This window comes from Microbulbifer elongatus (assembly GCF_020524885.1).
GTDB classification, from domain to species: Bacteria; Pseudomonadota; Gammaproteobacteria; order Pseudomonadales; family Cellvibrionaceae; genus Microbulbifer; species Microbulbifer elongatus_A.
In genome coordinates, this window is the sequence record NZ_JAIVKJ010000003.1 from 461,716 (window position 1) to 481,435 (window position 19,720).

Sequence of the window (19,720 nt, forward strand, 5' to 3'; positions counted from 1 at the left end):
GATTTCTTCACGTTTTTCAACGATATACCGCTGTATCCCGCCTGCTCGAAACGGGCCATGGAACGACCACTGTGGCCCGGCTTATCCCATGGGAGCCTCACAGAGCGGCTATGCTATGTTGAATTCGGGCCCGATATCTCGAGCTACCAAGGATGGGATTAAGACACTTCTTTTCTACCGCCGGCCTTTTGGTTGGGATGCTTTTCTTTGCTGCCTCCCTGACGCCCTCCCTGATTCCCAGGGAAGGGTTGGTCCAGGGTGTTATCTCTGGCGTCGCCCTTGCCGCCGGCTACGGCGTGGGTGTTCTTATCGTTTCGCTGTGGCGTTTCCTGGAGCTGCCTGTCGCAAGTGAGCGGGTCAGCCGGTTGCTGGCCAGAGTCGCCGGCGTGATATGCGTGTTGATCGCCCTAGGGTTTCTCTGGCAGGCGACCAACTGGCAAAACTCCGTGCGGCAACTGATGGGGCTGGAGGAGGTGCCGGGCGTCCGGCCGCTGACCGTGGCACTGGTGGCGGCACTGGTGTTCCTAATATTCCTGCTGCTGGGAAAGCTGTTTCGCAAACTGTTTTATTTCTTTTACGGAAAGCTCGAAAACCGCGCCCCGCGCCGCATATCGGCAATTCTGGGTTTGCTTGCCGTATTCTGGCTGTTCTGGGCGGCGATCGATGGGGTTCTGGTCAGTACCTTGCTGCACCGCGTTGACGGCATCTATCAGCGGCTCGACGCCAACATTGTGCCGGATATGAAACCACCCACGGCCACCGACAAGGCCGGGGGACCGGGGTCCTTGCTGCACTGGAACCAGATGGGGCATCAGGGGCGGCGGTATCTGGCGTTAGGGCCCAAGGCCAAAGACATCGCCAAGGTCACGGGCACCGCCAAGGATCCTATACGCGTCTATGCCGGGCTCAATGCCGCAGACGCTCCTGAGGAGCGCGCACGGCTGGCACTGGAAGAGCTCAAAAGGGTGGGGGGCTTTGATCGTTCGGTACTCATCCTGATTACCCCCACGGGTACCGGCTGGGTGGATCCCGGCGCAATCAACTCGGTGGAATACCTGTTTGGCGGGGATATCGCCAGTGTCGCGGCACAGTACTCCTACCTGCCCAGCCCAATCGCACTGATGACCCAGGATGCCTACGGGCGGGAAACCGCGGCGGCGCTGTTCCGCAGTATTTACGGCTACTGGCGCGAGCTGCCAAAACAAACACGACCGAAGCTCTACCTGTTTGGATTGAGCCTGGGGGCCCTCAATTCCGACCGCTCGTTTGATTTTTTCGATATCGTCGACGATCCGTTTCACGGCGCCCTGTGGACAGGCCCGCCGTTTCGCAGTGATACCTGGCGCGAGGTGACGGCCGAGCGCGACGAGGGCTCACCGGCCTGGCTGCCGCAGTTCCGTGGCGGTGCCATGGTGCGGTTTGGCAACCATTTCGGCGGTTACGACAAGGGCAAGGTACCCTGGGGGCGTTTTCGTATCGCCTATCTGCAGCACGGCAGTGACCCCATCGTATTCTTTGAGCCCCAGGCCGCCTATCGCCAGCCGGCCTGGATGCGTAAGCCCAGGGCCCGCGATGTGTCACCGGATCTCGAGTGGTATCCCATTGTCACCATGCTGCAGCTGGCGATGGATATGCACGCGGGGATTGCGCCCATGGGGTTCGGCCACAGCTATGCACCAGAGGACTACGTAGACGCCTGGTACCACCTCACCGAGCCAGAGGGGTGGGATGCGCAGAAGCTGAAGCAGCTGAAAGAAAATCTGTCGCAGTGGAATCCACGTTGAGCGGTGCTGTCCAAGTTGTCGGACGGTGTCGGGTAATGTGCGTAAATACTTGGATTTCTTGGCGTTTTTCCGCTTAAATCAACTTCATGATAAAACCAGTTCCTCTCTATATCGGCCTCCGCTACGTGGCCGCCCGCCGCCGGCAGCAGTTTATCTCCTTTATCAATGGCTTCTCGCTGCTGGGCATGGCGCTCGGCGTGCTGGCGCTGATTGTGGTGACCTCGGTGATGAACGGCTTCGACCGGGAGCTGAAAACTCGCATCCTGTCGGTAGTGCCGCACGGATTTGTAGAGCAACGGGGTGGTCTTGAAGACTGGTCCGCCACGGCGGATACGCTTCGACAGCAGCCGCATGTGGTTGCCGCCAGCCCCTTCGTGCGCGGTTTTGCGCTACTGGGCGCCAATAACCAGTCTCAGGGTGTTGAGTTCCAGGGCATCGATCCAGTCGCGCTGCGCGAAGTTTCCGCGGTCGGCGAACATATGTTGATGGGCAGCCTGGATGTGCTGGAATCCCGCAGCTACAAAATCGTGCTCGGGCGTATTCTCGCCCGCCAGCTGGGGGTCATCCCCGGTGACAGTGTCATTATTACCCTGCCGGAAGTGGTGATCACGCCCGCCGGTATCTTCCCCCGCACCAAGCGCTTTACCGTTGCCGGCGTTTTTTCCGTTGGCGCCCAGGTAGACCAGAACATGGCGCTGATGCATCTCGATGACGCCGCACGCCTGCTGCGTATGCCGGGCAAGGTGCAGGGTCTGCAGCTCAAATTCGACGACATGAACAACGCCCTCGGGCGCGTGGAAGGCTACGCGCAGTCGCTCGGCGAGGGCTTCACCGGTGAAGACTGGAGCCACTCCCAGGGCAGCCTGTTCCAGGCAGTGAAGATGGAAAAAACCGTTGTCACTTTAATGCTGATGATTATCGTCGCGGTGGCCGCATTCAACATTGTTTCCGCGCTGGTGTTAATGGTGGCGGACAAGCGTTCAGACATTGCCGTGCTGCGTACACTCGGTCTCACCTCCCGCCAGATCATGGCGGTGTTCGTGGTGCAGGGTAGCGCCATCGGAATCATCGGCGCGCTGATCGGCGGCCTGCTCGGCACCCTGATCGCGTTGAACCTGACCGACCTGGTGTCCTGGATCGAGCATGTCGTAGGTGCGCAAATCTTCGACCCGCGCGTGTTTTTCGTCAGCTTCCTGCCGTCGGAGTTTCGCGCGGGTGATGCCATCATGGTGCTCAGTGCCGCGGTCATCATGAGTTTGCTGGCGACCCTGTTCCCGGCCTGGCGTGCGGCGCAGATTGAGCCCGCAGAAGCGCTCCGCTACGAATAAACCAAGATAAACCCGGCGGGCAGTGATTTGACTGCCTGCCAAAAGGTAAGCGAATCATAAGATGAACAGCCAAGTGGAAATTCACCCGGAAGAGTCCCGCCCGCAGGCGCCCGTCGACGTGGTGTTGGCCTGCCATCAACTCACCAAAACCTACCGGCAGGGCGGCAATCAATTGGACGTGCTGCGCGGTATCGAACTTGAGGTGCCAAAAGGCGAGCGCCTTGCCATCGTCGGTGCTTCCGGCTCCGGTAAATCAACGCTGTTGAATTTGTTGGGCGGGCTGGACACACCCACCTCCGGTGAGGTGTGGGTCGGTGGTAAAAATCTGGCAGCGCTGAATGCCAACGAGCGCGGCTGGTTGCGCAACAGTAGCCTCGGTTTTGTTTACCAGTTCCACCACCTGTTGAATGAGTTCACCGCGCTCGAAAACGTGGCCATGCCATTGCTGATTGGCAAACAGTCGGTCGCGGATGCGCGCGCGGCTGCGCAGGAAATGCTGGAGGCGGTCGGCCTCGGTCAGCGCCTGACGCACAAGCCGGCACAATTGTCCGGCGGTGAGCGCCAGCGTGTGGCCATCGCCCGTGCGCTGGTGGCGCGTCCCGCGTGTGTATTGATGGACGAACCCACCGGCAACCTGGATCGCGCCACCGCAAAAGAAATTCACAAGCTGATGGATCGTCTCAATCGTGAGACGGGTGTCAGTTTCGTCATCGTCACCCACGACCCGGATCTTGCCGGTGCCCTCGACCGCTGCCTGCACTTGGTGGACGGTCAGCTGGTTGAAGGCTGGCATCAGGGCGACAGTGTTTAACGCTGCGATTAAAGATGGTGAATAAGGTAAAGCATGTTTAGACCCTTACCCGCATTTATCGGCCTGCGCTACGCGGGCGCCCAGCGCAGCGATGAAGATTCCGCGGGGCTGGTATCGTTTATTTCCGGACTCTCCATGATCGGCCTCATTCTTGGTGTGGCACTGATGATCGTGGTGATGTCGGTGATGAATGGCTTCGACCGCGAACTGCGCGAGCGCATTCTCGGCATCATGCCCCACGCCACCGTGTATAACGCCAGCCCAGAGATCAACTGGACGGAAGTGCGCGACCAGGTTGCCGCAGCGCCGGGTATTACCGCCGCTGCAGAGGTGTGGCAGGTAAACGGATTGGCACGCAACGGGCTTGAGGTCACGCCCATGCTGGTGCAAGGGGTTAACCCGGAAACCATCGTCAATGTGTCGACCATCGGCGATTTTTTGCAGGTCGACAGTTTCGCGGCGCTGACCAGTGACCCCGCAGAGCCAGGCATCATTCTCGGCAAGGGTATTGCCGACAAGCTGGGTATTGTTGAGGGCGAGCAGCTTTCGGTGATCGTGCCACAGAGCGGCACGTCTGAAAACGGCGGCCGGACTGCGGCGCAGCTCGCGGGTTTCCGTGTGGTAGACGTATTCCACTCGGGCACGGCGCTCGATCACTCACTGGCCATCGTCGACTGGAGCCAGGCCCGAGAACTTGCCGGTGGCGCCGGCGGTGCCGGCGTGCAAATGCGTGTCGACAATATGCTGGGCTCCTTCGCGGTGTTCCAGCAACTGCTGCGCCAACTGCCCGCGGAGGGCTACTACGGTAATGACTGGACCGGTACCCACGGCAACCTGTATCAGGCCATTCAGATGTCGCGCAACCTGGTGAGCCTGCTGGTGTTCCTGATCATCGCCATTGCCGCGTTCAATGTGGTTTCCACCCTGGTTATGGTGGTTATCGACAAGCACGGTGACATCGCCATTCTCCGCACCATGGGCGCCAGCACCCGTGAAATTTTGCTCACGTTTGTCAGCCAGGGTGCGCTGGTGGGGCTAGTCGGTGTACTGGTGGGTGGGGCACTTGGTGTGCTTGGCTCGTTGCTGGTGACCGATGCGGTGGCGGGGCTCGAGTCCCTGTTTGGGATCCAGTTCCTTAAGTCCGATGTGTATCCGGTGGATTACCTGCCGTCGGAACTGCAATGGGGGGATGTGGCGCTGGTTGTTGGTGCGGGCTTCCTGCTGAGCCTGATTGCCACTTTATACCCGGCCTTTCAGGCCAGTCGCGTACAACCGGCGGCGGCACTGCGCCAGGACTTCTAAAAACAGGACTTCTAAAGCGGCTCGTGCCGGGTGTGGTCCGGCGGGACACGGCAAATCTCTCTTTCCGGGGTAGCGATTCAGCTGCCCTGTTCGATCTGCGCCTTGCGCTGTGCCAGTCGGGTTTTCCAGCGTTTTACTACCTGCCAGCGCCAGATCGCCTGCATCGTAAAGTAGGCGATAGTGGCGAAGAAAATCCCGCAGATCAGCGAGCCGGAAAACAGCGGCAGCCAGATTCTTCCCACTTCTTCCGTCAGCCATTCCCAGGATAATTCGATTTTGAAGGGCATGGGCGGCGTGCCCAGCAGCCAGGCGCCCAGCTTGTAGGTGCTGTAAAAGATTGCCGGCATGGTGACCGGGTTGCTGATCCACACCAGCGCCATCGAAAGCGGCAGGTTGCAGCGAAACCACAGCGCCAGCAGCGCGGCAATCAGCATCTGGCCGGGCAGGGGGAGGAAGCTGGTAAAGACACCCACCGCAAAGGCAACGGAAACCGAGTGGCGGTTGAGGTGAAACAGGTTGGGGTCGTGCAGCAGGGTGCCGAGGATCTTCAGGCCGCTATTCGCACGCACTTGTTCGGGAGTTGGCAGCCAGCGCCTGATAACACTCTTAGGCATGATTCAATTCTGCTCGATACTCTCGACTGGATGTTCCGAAATCTGACCGTAGGCCCCGTGGCTACCCTTAAAGAATAGGGTGGTGGGGCATTCTTGTGGCGATCTTAGTGTGGCGATCAATAAAGGCCGCGACAGTCAGCTCGGGCGCTATTATGCCCATATCACTTTTTCAAGACTACCATTCTTGCCGCCTCGGTTTTACCGGCGTGCCTTAATGCCGCTCCTTTCCCATCGTGTTCGCCGCCGTTAGCGCCGGAATCCTATTACCGCCCGGCCACATAGCTCGTATGTCACTTCCTTCCCCTGATGACCAGGTGGTCAGCCAAAAAATGTCAATGTGTTGACAAAAAATACGGTTGACGCAGAAAAAATGGATATTTAAGCTGCGTAACCCTATAAAGTGTCGACAATCTGAAGTCGATACCGGAATCCGGCAATTGCCGCCATTTTTGTGAGGCTAGTGGGAATGGAAGGCCAGATCAGCAAAACATCTGCCGTAGAAGCCAAGGCGGGCACCGCTAGCGCCGAAGGCGGAAAGGGCGCGCGCGGCTCACAGAGCCTGGCCGACCGTCTGTTCCTGACCCTGCGCAGCGAGATTGTCGAAGGGCGCATCGCCGCCGGCAGCAAGATCAGCGAACCGGAGCTGGCGCGCCGCTTCGATGCCAGCCGCGGCAGCCTGCGTGAAGCCCTGATGCGTCTGGAATCCCTCAGCCTGATTGAGCGCAAGGTAAATGTCGGTGCACGGGTAGTGGACCTGACCGAGCGTGGCTTGCTGGAAATCTACGACGTGCGCGAGGCCCTCGAAGGCATGGCCTGCCGCCTGGCCGCACAAAACCGCTCCGAAGAAGACCTGGGAGAACTCCGCCAGATGCTCCACCGCCACGAGCAGCAGGAAGAACTGCAGAAGGGCACCGCCTACTTCCAGCCGGAAGGGGACTTCGACTTCCACTTCCGCATCGTGCAGGCCTCCCACAACGATCTGCTGATCGACACCCTGTGCAACAAACTCTATTACCGAGTGCGCATGTACCGCTATCAGCTGGGCATGGCCAGCCCGCGCGCGCACCGCGCCTTCCGCGAACACAGCCACATCATCGAAGCCATCGAAGCCGGCGATGGTGAACTGGCCGAGATCCTGATGCGTCGCCATATCCGCGCGTCGCGCAGCAATATCGAAAACAAGCTTTCCAAGCAGAATTAACGAGAGAAGAAGGGGTTATTCATGAGCAGACCAGAATCCGCCGGCGCGCGTTTCCGCCAGGCCCTGAAAGACAACCAGCCGCTGCAGGTAGTCGGCACCATCAATGCCTACACCGCCATCATGGCCGAACGCATCGGCCACCAGGCGATTTACCTGTCTGGCGCCGGCGTCGCCAATGCCTCTTATGGCCTGCCGGATCTGGGCATGACCAGCCTGGATAACGTGCTGGAAGACGTGCGCCGTATTACCGCCGCTACCGATCTGCCACTGCTGGTCGATATCGACACCGGTTGGGGTGGTGCTTTCAATATCGCGCGCACCATTAAAGAAATGATTCGCGCCGGTGCCGCTGCGGTTCACATCGAAGACCAGGTAGCGCAGAAGCGCTGCGGCCACCGCCCGAACAAAGAGATTGTTTCCAAAGAGGAAATGGTCGACCGCATCAAGGCCGCAGTAGACGCGCGCGATGATGATGACTTCTTCATCATGGCCCGTACCGATTCCTTTGCGCAGGAAGGCCTTGAGGCCGCCATCGACCGCGCCCAGGCGTGTATCGAAGCTGGCGCCGACGGCATCTTCGCCGAAGCCGTGACTGAACTGGAACACTACCGCGCGTTCAAAGATGCGTTGAATGTACCGATCCTCGCCAACATCACCGAGTTCGGTAAAACCAAGCTGTACAACAAGGCGGAGCTGGGTGAATCCGGTGCCGATATGGTGCTGTACCCGCTGTCCGCCTTCCGCGCCATGAACAAGGCCGCGGAGAATGTGTACAGCAGCATCCTCGCCAACGGCGACCAGCAGGCAGTTGTCGACACCATGCAGACCCGCGCGGAACTGTACGACTACCTGAACTACCACGAGTTTGAAGACAAGCTCGACGCGCTTTTCAAAAAGTAATCGAACTTCACCAAGATCAACCGAACACAAAGCAAAAAAGTAGGGGAAATAGAGATGGCAGAGAAAAAAGTTGGCGGAGCAGGCCTGCGTGGCCAGGTAGCTGGTAAAACCGCACTTTCCACCGTAGGCGTATCCGGCTCCGGCCTGACCTACTGCGGCTACGACGTAAAAGACCTGGCAGAAAACTGCGAGTTCGAAGAAGTCGCCTACCTGATTTTCAACGGCGAACTGCCCACCGCAGCCCAGCTGGCGGATTACAAAGGCATCCTCAAAACCATGCGCGGCCTGCCGCAGGCCCTGCGCGAAGTGCTCGAGCGCATCCCCGCCGATGCACACCCGATGGACGTAATGCGCACCGGCTGCTCCATGCTGGGCAACCTGGAAGGCGAAGAGTCCTTCGACCAGCAACAGGACCGCGCCAACCGCCTGCTGGCCGCGTTCCCGTCCATCATCTGCTACTGGTACCGCTTCACCCACGACGGTGTGCGCATCGAAACCGAAACCGACGACGACTCCATCGGCGGCCACTTCCTGCACATGCTGCGCGGCGAAAAGCCGAACGACCTGCACGCACAGGTAATGAACGTATCCCTGATCCTGTACGCAGAGCACGAGTTCAACGCCTCCACCTTCACCGCGCGCGTTTGTGCCTCCACACTGTCTGACCTGTTCAGCTGCATCACCGGCGCCATCGGCTCCCTGCGCGGCCCGCTGCACGGCGGCGCCAACGAAGCCGCCATGGAACTGATCGAGCGTTTCTCCTCTGCCGACGAAGCAGAAAAAGAACTGATGGGCATGCTCGAGCGCAAGGAAAAAATCATGGGCTTCGGCCACGCGGTCTACACCGAATCCGACCCGCGCAACGCCATCATCAAGCAGTGGTCCGAAAAACTGGCCGCCGACGTTGGCGACGACGTGCTGTACCCTGTATCCGTACGCTGTGAAGAAGTCATGTGGCGCGAGAAGAAGCTGTTCTGTAATGCCGACTTCTTCCACGCTTCTGCGTACCACTTTATGGGCATTCCCACCAAGCTGTTTACGCCGATCTTCGTCATGTCCCGCGTAACCGGCTGGGCCGCCCACGTATTCGAACAGCGCGCCGACAACCGCATCATCCGCCCGAGCGCCGAGTACACCGGCCCGGAACTGCGCAAAGTGACCCCGATCGCGGATCGCTAACACGATCGAAACCGCAGAACGTGATGCGAAGGCACTGATGCCGGGGTCCCTTTTGCAGGACTGTCTGCGAGAGGGATCTCGCAGCCAAGCCCCCATGGATGGGTTCACGGCGTGTCCTGCAAAAGGGATCCCGGTAGCAGTGCCGCCACTCAACCACCCGATTGCGTGATCCCCAATGAATACCGAATTCAGAAAAAAACTCCCCGGCACAGACCTGGATTATTTCGACACAAGAGAAGCAGTCGAAAACATCCAGCCGTGTAGCTATGAAAAACTGCCGTATACCTCCCGTATCCTGGCGGAAAACCTCGTGCGCCGTTGTGAGCCGGAAAAACTCACCGACGCCCTCAAGCAGATCATCGAACGCAAGCGCGACCTCGACTTCCCCTGGTTCCCCGCGCGCGTCGTCTGCCACGATATTCTCGGCCAGACCGCACTCGTGGACCTCGCCGGCCTGCGCGACGCCATCGCCGAAAAGGGCGGTGACCCCGCCAAAGTAAACCCGGTCGTGCCCACCCAGCTGATCGTCGACCACTCCCTGGCCGTCGAACACCCCGGTTTTGAAAAAGACGCGTTCGAAAAGAACCGCGCTGTGGAAGAGCGCCGCAACGAAGACCGCTTCCACTTCATCAACTGGACCAAAACCGCGTTTGAAAACGTCGACGTAATCCCGCCCGGCAACGGCATCATGCACCAGATCAACCTGGAGAAAATGTCTCCGGTGGTGCAGGTGAAAGACGGCGTGGCCTTCCCGGATACCTGCGTCGGCACCGACAGCCACACCCCGATGGTGGATGCGCTCGGCGTAATCTCCGTAGGCGTGGGCGGCCTTGAAGCCGAAAGCGTCATGCTCGGCCGCGCCTCCTACATGCGCCTGCCCGACATCGTCGGCGTCGAGCTGACCGGCAAACTGCAGCCCGGCATCACCGGTACCGACATGGTACTGGCGCTGACCGAATTCCTGCGCCGCGAGCGCGTGGTGGGTGCGTATCTCGAATTCTTCGGCGAAGGTGCTTCCAGCCTGAGCCTGGGCGACCGCGCCACCATCGCCAACATGACGCCCGAATACGGCGCCACCGCCGGCATGTTCGCCATCGACGAACAGACCATCGACTACCTGAAACTCACCGGCCGCGACGACGAGCAGGTAGCCCTGGTAGAGAAGTTCGCGAAAGAAACCGGCCTCTGGGCAGACAGCCTCAAGAACGCCGAATACGAGCGCGTACTCAAGTTCGACCTCTCTTCCGTTGGCCGCAACCTGGCCGGCCCGTCCAACCCGCACGCACTGCTGCCGGTATCCGAACTGGCTAACCGTGGCATCGCGAAAGAGTGGGAAGAGAAAGAAGGTGAAATGCCGGACGGTGCCGTGATCATCGCCGCGATCACCAGCTGTACCAACACCAGCAACCCGCGCAACATGATTGCCGCAGGCCTGATCGCGCGCAACGCCAACAAGCTCGGCCTAACCCGCAAGCCCTGGGTGAAAACCTCCCTGGCACCGGGTTCCAAAACCGTAAAAATGTACCTGGAAGAAGCCAACCTGCTGCCGGAACTGCAGCAGCAGGGCTTCGACGTGGTCGCCTTTGCCTGCACCACCTGTAACGGCATGAGCGGCGCACTGGACCCGAAAATCCAGAAAGAAGTGATCGACCGCGACCTGTACGCCACCGCCGTACTGTCCGGCAACCGCAACTTCGATGGCCGTATCCACCCGTACGCCAAGCAGGCCTTCCTGGCTTCACCGCCATTGGTCGTTGCCTACGCGATTGCGGGCACCATCCGCTTCGATATCGAAAAAGATGTACTGGGCCACGACAAAGACGGCAACCCGGTGACCCTGAAAGATATCTGGCCGAGCGACGAAGAGATCGACGCGATCGTCAAACAGAGCGTGAAGCCCGAGCAGTTCCGCGAGGTCTACATCCCGATGTTTGACCTCAATAAAGCGGAAGCAGAGAAGGGCGAGCCGCTGTACCACTGGCGCCCGCAGAGCACCTACATCCGCCGCCCGCCGTACTGGGAAGGTGCGCTTGCAGGCGAGCGCAGCCTCAAAGGCATGCGTCCGCTGGCCGTGCTGGGTGACAACATCACCACCGACCACCTGTCGCCGTCCAACGCGATCCTCGCCAGCAGTGCCGCCGGTGAATACCTGGCGAAAATGGGCCTGCCGGAAGAGGACTTCAACTCTTACGCGACGCACCGCGGCGATCACCTCACCGCCCAGCGCGCCACCTTCGCCAACCCGAAACTGTTGAACGAAATGGTGCGCGATGAAAGCGGTGCAGTGAAGCAGGGCTCTCTCGCCCGTATCGAGCCGGAAGGCAAGGTCACCCGCATGTGGGAAGCCATCGAAACCTACATGGACCGCAAGCAGCCGCTGATTATTATCGCCGGCGCCGACTACGGCCAGGGCTCCTCCCGCGACTGGGCTGCCAAAGGCGTGCGCCTCGCCGGTGTGGAAGCGATTGTGGCAGAAGGCTTCGAGCGCATTCACCGCACCAACCTGATCGGCATGGGCGTACTGCCGCTGGAATTCCAGCCGGGTACTACCCGCGAGACCCTGGGCATCGACGGTACCGAGACCTTCGACGTACTCGGCGACCGCACCCCAGGCGCAACCCTCACCCTGCTGATCCACCGGAAAGACGGTGAGACCGTAGAAGTACCGGTGAAATGCCGTCTGGATACCGCCGAAGAGGTGTCCATTTACGATGCCGGCGGTGTACTGCAGCGCTTCGCCAACGACTTCCTCGAAGCCGAGGGTGCCGCGCAATGACCGCTTTTGCTCCCCAAATCAAAGTGCCCGCCACCTATATGCGTGGCGGCACCAGCAAGGGCGTATTCTTCCGCCTGCAGGACCTCCCGCAATCCGCACAGGTTCCGGGCGCCGCGCGCGACAAGCTGCTGCTGCGGGTGATCGGCAGCCCCGATCCCTACGGCAAGCAGACCGACGGCATGGGCGGAGCTACCTCCAGCACCAGCAAAACCGTCATCCTGTCGAAGAGCGAGCAGCCGGAGCACGACGTGGATTACCTGTTCGGACAGGTCTCCATCGACAAGCCGTTCGTGGACTGGTCCGGCAACTGCGGCAACCTCACCGCCGCCGTCGGTGCCTTCGCCATCAACAGCGGTTTTGTCGATGCGGCGCGCGTTCCAGAGAATGGCATCTGCACCGTGCGCATCTGGCAGGCCAACATCAAGAAAACCATCATCGCCCACGTACCCATCACCAACGGGGAAGTGCAGGAGACCGGTGATTTCGAACTGGACGGCGTCACCTTCCCGGCGGCAGAAGTGCAGATTGAATTCATGGACCCGGCGGATGGTGAAGGGGCGATGTTCCCCACCGGCAACCTGGTGGACGACCTGGAAGTGCCGGGCGTCGGTACCTTAAAGGCCACCATGATCAACGCCGGCATCCCGACCATCTTCGTCAACGCCGCGGATATCGGTTACACCGGCACCGAATTGCAGGAAGCCATCAATGGTGACGACAAGGCCCTCGCCATGTTCGAGAGTATTCGGGCATATGGCGCGAAGGCCATGGGCCTGATCGCGACGGTGGAAGAGGCAACCGCTCGCCAGCATACCCCCAAGGTCGCGTTTGTCGCGGAACCGAAGGGCTATGCGGCCTCCAGTGGCAAACAAGTGGCCGCAGATGATATCGACCTGCTGGTGCGCGCCCTGTCCATGGGCAAACTGCACCATGCCATGATGGGCACCGCTGCGGTGGCCATCGGCACCGCCGCTGCGATTCCCGGTACTTTGGTCAATCTGGCAGCGGGAGGCGGGGAGCGCAATGCGGTTACCTTTGGCCATCCGTCCGGTACCTTGCGGGTCGGTGCGGAAGCGGAAGTCGTGAATGGGCAGTGGACTGCTACTAAGGCCATTATGAGTCGCAGTGCGCGGGTTTTGATGGAAGGGTGGGTGAGAGTGCCCGGTGACGGCTTCTAGGTACTTCGGGTCGGGCCCGCGTACCAACGGGGATTCCTGACGCCGGCTCTAGGTGACTAACAAGGCGGGCCCCAAGGGGCTCGTTTTTTTTGGGGTGTACTATGAGCCGTACGAAAGTTACACAGTCTGGGAGCTCTTTTAAGCAGTCCTCGTCATTTGATCCATTGGTGCGAGGCTAAGTCATTGACTTAAAACGTGATTCAAATACCATCGATTGTAGATCCATCCAGAATAATAAAGACGCAAATTAGACCAACTATTAAGGATACATTCGAAGATTAGTCATGCTGTTTATGTTTCGGGGTATTCTAAAACCATTTGTTAATCCGTCCCCAGCTAGCGAGAGTCTAGCTATATAGACGTGTCTCTTGTGTGACTGAAATACAAGTTAGAAAAGCATGGAAAACACATTAAAAATTTTAGAGTCAGTAAATCAATTTTATTCACAATCCTTCAACCAGTTAGTAGTAATAACGGTGGCTCTTCTTGCCTTTGCCGGGGTTATTATGCCGATATTGGTCTCTGCTTATCAAAAACGCATATTCAAGCTAGAGCATAATGAAATTAAAGAGTCTTTAAGGCGCGAACTTGACTTAGAGTTGGATGTTCAAATATCTAAAATTAAGCGCGAATATGAGGTGAAAGAAGGTGAATACGAAAGAAAATTCGAGGAGCTAGAGGGGAAGCTTGAAAAAGAAGTTGCTGTTGCAGTTGGAGGAAACTTCCATATTCAAGGTAATATGAACCTAGAAAGTGGAAGCTATTATGCGGCATTCTTTAGTTTTACTAGAGCCTCCGTTGAGCATATTAAGGCAGGACGAGAAGGTAATCTGAGACGTGCGTTACGACGAATTAATGAAAAATGCCTGCCCAAATTGAATAAGCAACTTTTGGAGGCTGATGAATCTGTAACTGATTCATTTTCAGAGCTTGTTTCAATGTTGGAGGAATTCAACGTTAATGGTCGCTATGCCGATGATTTGAAGCTTTTAAAATATAGATACAAGCAAGCTCAAGAGCGTTCAGCTAAAGAAACTGCATAGTAATGCGCTGCAATAGGATGTCATGCTTTATACTTAGTCGCTTCGCTGCTATTTGTGCGCGCAAAATAAGCAGATACTTAGTGCGGCGTTAGGAGCCGAGCAAGCCTGGTCCCGATATTACGAATTGAGAGGGTGGAAATTGAATTTTATTAAGATACAGGATCAGCTAGATACAAACAGAAGATCTGTTGCATTTGATAGCTACGATATTACCTTGAAGCAACTGTACGATATGGTATTGGAGGGAATGGTTGATATAGCCCCGGAATACCAGCGTCACTTCGTGTGGGACAATGCACGGCAGTCAGCGTTAATTGAGTCACTGTTTCTTGGAATACCAATTCCAAGTCTATTCATGGCGACTAATCGGGACGCATCATGGGAAGTAATTGATGGGCTGCAACGGCTTACAACAATATTAAACTTTATAGGTGAGCGCGAAGAGTTGGAAGAGTTAGGGATCAAACATAAAAAGCTCAAGTTGTCTGGTCTCGAGAAATTAGACTCTATGAATGGGCTGTATTATGAAGACTTACCTAAGTCAATGCAGTTTATGCTGCAGACAAGACCGTTAAGGATAACGGTATTAAATGATCGTAGTGATTTCAACGTCAGGTATGACTTGTTTGAACGACTAAACACCGGTGGAGTCACGCTTCATGAGCAAGAAATAAGAAACTGCGTCTATATTGGCGAGTTCAATGATTTCATTAAAGAGTTATCAGGGAATGTAGATTTTCGTTCAGTTGTGAAAATGACAGAGAGAGCTGAGCGTTTGGGGAGTTATGAGGAGCTGGTTTTAAGGTTTTTTGCCTATTACGAAGATCAAGAATTATTCGTGCATAGTGTGAAAGAGTTTCTAAATGAATACATGGAGAAAAAGACGAAAAATTTTAATAATAAAAAGCAGCTTCGTGATTTGTTTTTGAAAACTTTCAAGGCTTTGAAGGAGAGTTTGCCGGATGGGATAGTTCGTGGGGCAAGGAAGAATATAACCCCAATTGTTTTGTATGAGGCAATATCTGTCGGGTGTGCAAAAGCTCTAAATAGTGGTGAGCCATGTGACTTGTCTCAACTGCCGGAATTATTAAATGATGCTGATCTAAAAAAATATACGACTGGTGCTACTAATAGTAAGAAAATGCTGGAAAAAAGAGTCGCGATTGTAAGGGATGCTCTATTGAATGCTGTTTAATATTGTCCGTTCAAATTCAAGAGAGCGCTTTAATGAGGTTTTTATAAATCTGGCATCCATAGAAAAAGGCGAAGAGGATGGAGCGTCCTCAGTTGAGGTTAAGATACAAAGAGGATTGTTCTACGTTCATTTGTACTCCGCTTTGGAAAAAGCAGTTAATGAAACAATTGAACAGACGATATTGCTAGTGAAGCAGGATGCTGTGAAGAATAAGCACTATGAAAACACCTTTAATGTAATATCTCTGAACTCAAAAATGCAGGCTTTTAAACACTGCAGTAACAAAAATTATTTTTCGAAGTCAATAGAAGTTTTCGAGAGTCTAGGATCTGAAGAGCGTTTTGATCTAAGCAATACTATTTTTTCTGAGAATCTTCAAAATATTTGGTATAAGACAATTCAAGAGTCGATTCGAAGCTTTGGAGCAGAGCCGATCAACATTGAGCCACGCGTGCGGTTAACTATTGATGAGGTGGTAGATAAGAGAAATGCTGTCGCGCATGGAAGGGAAACGCCGGTTTCAGTTGGTGAGAGGCACCGATCAGATATGTTGCGTGTTAAGTCTCAAGAGATTCAGTTGGTTGTCGAGCAATTTATATCCACATTTGAGGATTATGTGGTCAATAAAAAATATATTAACCCTATCTACGTCAATGAATACCAACAAGCCTAAGAAGTTTCTTGTGATCGCGTCAATTAGGCTGCTCGGAAGTTCGCATCTATTGAAATATTAAAATAAATTGGGTTAGATCAACATTATGACACCCATTAGCACCCACTGATTTTCCCATCCATTAGTCTATGGCCATAGCAAAAAGGGAGGGGAAACTTGATGGCCGGATTGCTGCGCCTCGGTCCTGCAGGGATTTCGCAGCATGTCATACAGCGGGGCAACAACCGGCAGGTTTGCTTCTTTTCAGAGCAGGACTTGATCGTCTTCGCCGGTTGGCTAAAACAGGTTGATCTGAACCCATTTATTATTCATTTCCAATCAGCGTTCGCTAAATCTTTATCAAACACCAACCCTTCTAATAAACGGGGTCAGATCAACATTATGACACCTATTATCACCCACTCAAATAAAAAGGACACCCACTAATTGGAAAATCGATTGGGAAACGTCATTGCTCGTACCAGAAAAGCGTATTTGATCTGCGGCTGGATAGAATGGTCGGTGGTATAGCGGTAATGCGCGGCATACAGCATATTTCAGGTACGGTAATATCTCACAGCCGGCCTGCGATGATGCTTTTTGATAAGTTTTAGCTCGGGTTAAGAGGTTGCGGGAGCAATAAATAGGGTCAGATCAATATTATGGCGCTAAACCAATTAGATGTGTTTGAAACCAAAAGTATGATTTGCCTCGTTTCTCTTGCAACAAGTTGCCGAACGATCCGATGGGTGAAATACGTAATAAATGACCAAGATCCAGAATCAATCCGCCCTTGATGAAACGTTGAAGAAGATCGGCAGGAACGTCCTGACTTTCCAGCGAATGGAAGCGATGCTGAAGTTCTTGATTTCGTATTCGAGGTTACAAGGAACAGCGAGCGAGCTTCAGTCAAATCATGAGAAAGCGGTTGATGCCGTCTCTATGCAAACCATGGGGAATTTGGTCAAAAACTTCGTGACGTCGGTGTATTCAGAGCTAAACCGGGAACCTGAGTCACCTCTTGATAATGAACAAGCCTGGATTTCATTTTCATTCAAAGTCGAAACTGACGAAGCAAGCACTGAGAATAAACGGGGTCAGATCAACATTATGACACCTATTAGCACCCGCTAAGTTTTTACATCCATTAGTCTATGGCCATCAGAAAAAGGGATTTGCTATGGCCAGATTGCCGCGCCTCGGTCCTGCGGGTATACCGCAGCATGTCATTCAGCGGGGTAATAACCGGCAAGCTTGCTTCTGTTCAGAGCAGGATATGATCGCCTACACCGGCTGGTTAAAACAGTACGCAAAGGAATTCAATATTCAGGTGCATGCCTGGGTGTTGATGACCAACCACGTCCACCTACTGGTAACCCCGGAGTCTGAGCAGGGTGTTAGCAAACTGATGCAGGCCCTTGGGCGTATTTATGTGCGTTACTTCAATCGGGAGTATCGGCGTTCAGGGACCCTGTGGGAGGGGCGCTACAAATCCTGTCTGGTCCAATCTGAGAATTATCTTTTACAGTGTTACCGGTATATCGAACTAAACCCGGTGCGTGCGGGCATGGTGTCGGATCCGGGGGAATATTTCTGGTCGAGCTATGGCTGCAACGGGCTGGGGAGGGCATCCAGCCTGCTCACACCTCATATGCAGTATCTCGCACTGGGAGTCTCCCCGGCGCTGCGTCAGGAGCGCTATCGCGCGTTGTTTCGGCATGCACTAGATGCGCCTGCTCTCGATAAGATCCGTGGGGCCTTGAATAGGGGGTTAGCACTGGGTAGTGGTCGATTCAAAGCGCAAGTCGAGAAGCAATTTGCCCGTAGAGTGACTGAAATGCCGCTGGGGCGCCCGCGCATGATTTTTCTGTGAATGCTACTTTTTTTTAATGAAATTGATTTTCCCTCATTCACTTTGTTTTGAGCGAGCCCCTTAAGAATCTATAAGGGGCTCACTCTAACCAGCCTTATCTGCTTTCCACGCCGGCGTCCCCGATCTCACCTTTAAATCCAATTCCAAATTTTTGGAAGCCGGTGGGGAGCTGGAAATTGCTTAAGCCAATCACACACTCAGGATTATCTCCAGTAAGGCGCGACATTGAATCCATCACTGTGTACATTTCATCACTAGGTTGTCCGGTTACTGCAACTACTGAAATAATGTCCGCGGAGTTCACTCCAGCAGATTTCATGTCGCTAACTAACGCATTTGCTGTCGAATTGAGAGCTCCCAGAGTGTGGTAGGCGAGCCCAACCACTTGAGCATTCTTTGTGGAGACTGCCGCAATGACAGCCTGAGCACCCTTTGGATCCAGGCACCCAGCTGTTACAAGTCCGGTAGCTTGTGGCGACGCTTTTAGTGCTTGCGCGAACCATAAATTTACCGTTTTCGACCCAGCGGTTGATGACATAGAAGGGCATGGTCCGGTAACAGTTCCTCTGCCAATTGTGAGAAACAGGTTGCTAATTGTAATTGGGGCTTTTGGTTGGGTGCGGTCAATTTTGTAAACTCTGGGAGACCAGGTGGCGCTTAGGCTAGAAGGAGGCATGGTTTATCCTCTTTTTCTGGGTTCTATGGTGCACCGTTATTACGGTGCACCATGAGTATTGTTTGTGTTTTGCGAGGAATTACTGCGGGTCGTTGTTAGCTTTGCAGCCGTGATCTCTTGATATTTCATAAAGAACCATTCCCACTGGAACAGACTGGCCGGCGGCTGACAACATTTGGTTGAACTCAGTATTTTCGTGCTCGGCATATGCAAGAGATGCATCCACCTTTCCGGCGACGGCATCCTGTAAAGCTTCGCCAGAACCAGTAAGAATTACAGATGTATCTTTGGACTGTCCTCCGAATGCCATGTAGCTTTCTGCGCTAATTAGACGCACGACAAAGCGAAGCTTCTTATAGTCTTTATGGTCGTGGACTTGAGATGTTATTTTGTCTAATACACTCGTATCCATAAATATTGGGGTCAGAGTAAAATTTTTCCGCTGTATTCAACGGGACTATTTATTTCGGGACTATGATGTTACCTCCATTTTTTCAGGAGGTATTATGGCTCGGCTTCCCAAGGTTGCTCCGATTGGTATTCCTCAACATGTTGTCCAGCGGGGTAACAATCGGCAGGTTTGCTTCTGTAGCGATGAAGATTTCACTGCCTATGCAGGTTGGTTGAGGGAGTGTGCCGCACAGTACCAGGTGCAGGTTCACGGCTGGGTCTTTATGACAAATCATGTCCACCTGCTTTTGACGCCTCTGGCTGATCAGGCAATATCCAGGATGATGCAGGCCCTTGGTAGGTTGTATGTGCGATATTTTAATCGAGAATGCCGTCGCTCCGGCACCCTCTGGGAAGGTCGCTTTAAATCCTGTCTAGTGCAGTCAGAGGAGTATCTGTTGCACTGTTACCGATATATTGAGTTGAATCCCGTCCGTGCGGCGATGGTTTCGAATCCAGGGGAGTATCACTGGTCCAGTTATTCGTCCAATGCACTGGGAGTGCCTTCGTCGCTATTGACGCCCCATCCTGAATACCTAAAGCTGGGTCGATACCCGAGGCAGCGCAGGGAGCGGTATCGGGCATTGTTTGCCAGTGCGCTGGACCCAGAGTTCATGGATAAAATATCCACTCTCACCGATAAGGGGCTGGCATTGGGTAATGACCGTTTTAAGGCGGAGATCGAGGCCCAGTGTCAGAGAAGAGTAACGCCCGAAAGAGTAGGGCGGCCACGCATAGAGGGGTAGGCTTAATTTTTT

General features: G+C 54.9%; 19 protein-coding genes. 16 read left to right on the forward strand and 3 right to left on the reverse strand.

Annotation, left to right across the window (positions count from 1 at the left end):
* Window positions 1-152: 152 nt before the first annotated feature.
* The 4 genes from LC059_RS14000 to LC059_RS14015 all read left to right on the forward strand — a co-directional run bounded on the left by LC059_RS14000 (window position 153) and on the right by LC059_RS14015 (window position 5,225).
* Window positions 153-1,784 (forward strand): alpha/beta hydrolase, encoded by a 1,632-nt coding sequence (locus tag LC059_RS14000; RefSeq protein WP_226704483.1) that lies wholly within the window; start codon window positions 153-155, stop codon window positions 1,782-1,784.
* 86 nt (window positions 1,785-1,870) lie between these two features.
* Complete coding sequence (locus LC059_RS14005; protein WP_226704484.1) at window positions 1,871-3,112, forward strand: lipoprotein-releasing ABC transporter permease subunit; 1,242 nt, start codon at window positions 1,871-1,873, stop codon at window positions 3,110-3,112.
* Window positions 3,113-3,173: 61 nt separating this feature from the next.
* Window positions 3,174-3,923 (forward strand): lipoprotein-releasing ABC transporter ATP-binding protein LolD, encoded by a 750-nt coding sequence (lolD, locus tag LC059_RS14010; protein WP_226704485.1) that lies wholly within the window; start codon window positions 3,174-3,176, stop codon window positions 3,921-3,923.
* Window positions 3,924-3,956: 33 nt separating this feature from the next.
* Window positions 3,957-5,225 (forward strand): lipoprotein-releasing ABC transporter permease subunit, encoded by a 1,269-nt coding sequence (locus tag LC059_RS14015; protein ID WP_226704486.1) that lies wholly within the window; start codon window positions 3,957-3,959, stop codon window positions 5,223-5,225.
* 77 nt (window positions 5,226-5,302) lie between these two features.
* Here LC059_RS14015 and LC059_RS14020 read toward each other — a convergent pair whose 3' ends face one another.
* Window positions 5,303-5,839: a DUF2062 domain-containing protein gene (locus LC059_RS14020; RefSeq protein WP_226704487.1), complete on the reverse strand. Its 537-nt coding sequence runs from the start codon at window positions 5,837-5,839 to the stop codon at window positions 5,303-5,305.
* Window positions 5,840-6,305: 466 nt separating this feature from the next.
* Between LC059_RS14020 and LC059_RS14025 the strand changes: the two genes are divergently transcribed.
* The 11 genes from LC059_RS14025 to LC059_RS14075 all read left to right on the forward strand — a co-directional run bounded on the left by LC059_RS14025 (window position 6,306) and on the right by LC059_RS14075 (window position 17,836).
* Window positions 6,306-7,040, forward strand: coding sequence for a GntR family transcriptional regulator (locus LC059_RS14025; protein ID WP_226704488.1), 735 nt, complete (start codon window positions 6,306-6,308; stop codon window positions 7,038-7,040).
* 21 nt (window positions 7,041-7,061) lie between these two features.
* The gene (gene prpB / locus LC059_RS14030) at window positions 7,062-7,940 is read left to right on the forward strand and encodes a methylisocitrate lyase (RefSeq protein WP_226704489.1); all 879 of its coding nucleotides are present in this window, start codon (window positions 7,062-7,064) and stop codon (window positions 7,938-7,940) included.
* Window positions 7,941-7,994: 54 nt separating this feature from the next.
* Window positions 7,995-9,119, forward strand: a complete 1,125-nt coding sequence (prpC, locus tag LC059_RS14035) for a 2-methylcitrate synthase (protein ID WP_226704490.1) — start codon at window positions 7,995-7,997, stop codon at window positions 9,117-9,119.
* Window positions 9,120-9,294: 175 nt separating this feature from the next.
* Window positions 9,295-11,895, forward strand: coding sequence for a Fe/S-dependent 2-methylisocitrate dehydratase AcnD (gene acnD / locus LC059_RS14040; RefSeq protein ID WP_226704491.1), 2,601 nt, complete (start codon window positions 9,295-9,297; stop codon window positions 11,893-11,895).
* A complete protein-coding gene (gene prpF / locus LC059_RS14045; protein WP_226704492.1) occupies window positions 11,892-13,073 on the forward strand; it encodes a 2-methylaconitate cis-trans isomerase PrpF in 1,182 nt (393 codons plus the stop codon). Before acnD ends, prpF begins: the two co-directional genes overlap by 4 nt.
* Before the next feature lie 398 nt (window positions 13,074-13,471).
* On the forward strand, window positions 13,472-14,116 hold the full coding sequence (locus tag LC059_RS14050) for a hypothetical protein (RefSeq protein ID WP_226704493.1): 645 nt from the start codon (window positions 13,472-13,474) through the stop codon (window positions 14,114-14,116).
* 139 nt (window positions 14,117-14,255) lie between these two features.
* Window positions 14,256-15,311: a DUF262 domain-containing protein gene (locus LC059_RS14055; RefSeq protein ID WP_226704494.1), complete on the forward strand. Its 1,056-nt coding sequence runs from the start codon at window positions 14,256-14,258 to the stop codon at window positions 15,309-15,311.
* Entirely contained in the window at window positions 15,301-15,984 is a 684-nt protein-coding gene (locus LC059_RS14060; protein ID WP_226704495.1) for an MAE_28990/MAE_18760 family HEPN-like nuclease, read from the forward strand. Before LC059_RS14055 ends, LC059_RS14060 begins: the two co-directional genes overlap by 11 nt.
* A 159-nt stretch (window positions 15,985-16,143) precedes the next feature.
* A complete protein-coding gene (locus LC059_RS14065; protein ID WP_226704496.1) occupies window positions 16,144-16,410 on the forward strand; it encodes a hypothetical protein in 267 nt (88 codons plus the stop codon).
* Window positions 16,411-16,728: 318 nt separating this feature from the next.
* On the forward strand, window positions 16,729-17,097 hold the full coding sequence (locus LC059_RS14070; RefSeq protein ID WP_226704497.1) for a hypothetical protein: 369 nt from the start codon (window positions 16,729-16,731) through the stop codon (window positions 17,095-17,097).
* 46 nt (window positions 17,098-17,143) lie between these two features.
* Window positions 17,144-17,836: a transposase gene (locus tag LC059_RS14075; protein WP_226704498.1), complete on the forward strand. Its 693-nt coding sequence runs from the start codon at window positions 17,144-17,146 to the stop codon at window positions 17,834-17,836.
* Between the two features lie 94 nt (window positions 17,837-17,930).
* Here the strand turns inward: LC059_RS14075 and LC059_RS14080 are convergent, their stop codons facing one another.
* Entirely contained in the window at window positions 17,931-18,374 is a 444-nt protein-coding gene (locus LC059_RS14080; protein ID WP_226704499.1) for a hypothetical protein, read from the reverse strand.
* A gap of 217 nt (window positions 18,375-18,591) precedes the next feature.
* The gene (locus LC059_RS14085) at window positions 18,592-18,924 is read right to left on the reverse strand and encodes a hypothetical protein (protein WP_226704500.1); all 333 of its coding nucleotides are present in this window, start codon (window positions 18,922-18,924) and stop codon (window positions 18,592-18,594) included.
* A 94-nt stretch (window positions 18,925-19,018) separates the two neighbouring features.
* Here LC059_RS14085 and LC059_RS14090 point away from each other — a divergent pair, with 94 nt between their 5' ends.
* Window positions 19,019-19,708 carry a transposase gene (locus LC059_RS14090; RefSeq protein ID WP_226704501.1) on the forward strand — a complete coding sequence of 230 codons (690 nt, stop codon included), beginning with the start codon at window positions 19,019-19,021 and terminating at the stop codon, window positions 19,706-19,708.
* Window positions 19,709-19,720 lie beyond the last annotated feature (12 nt).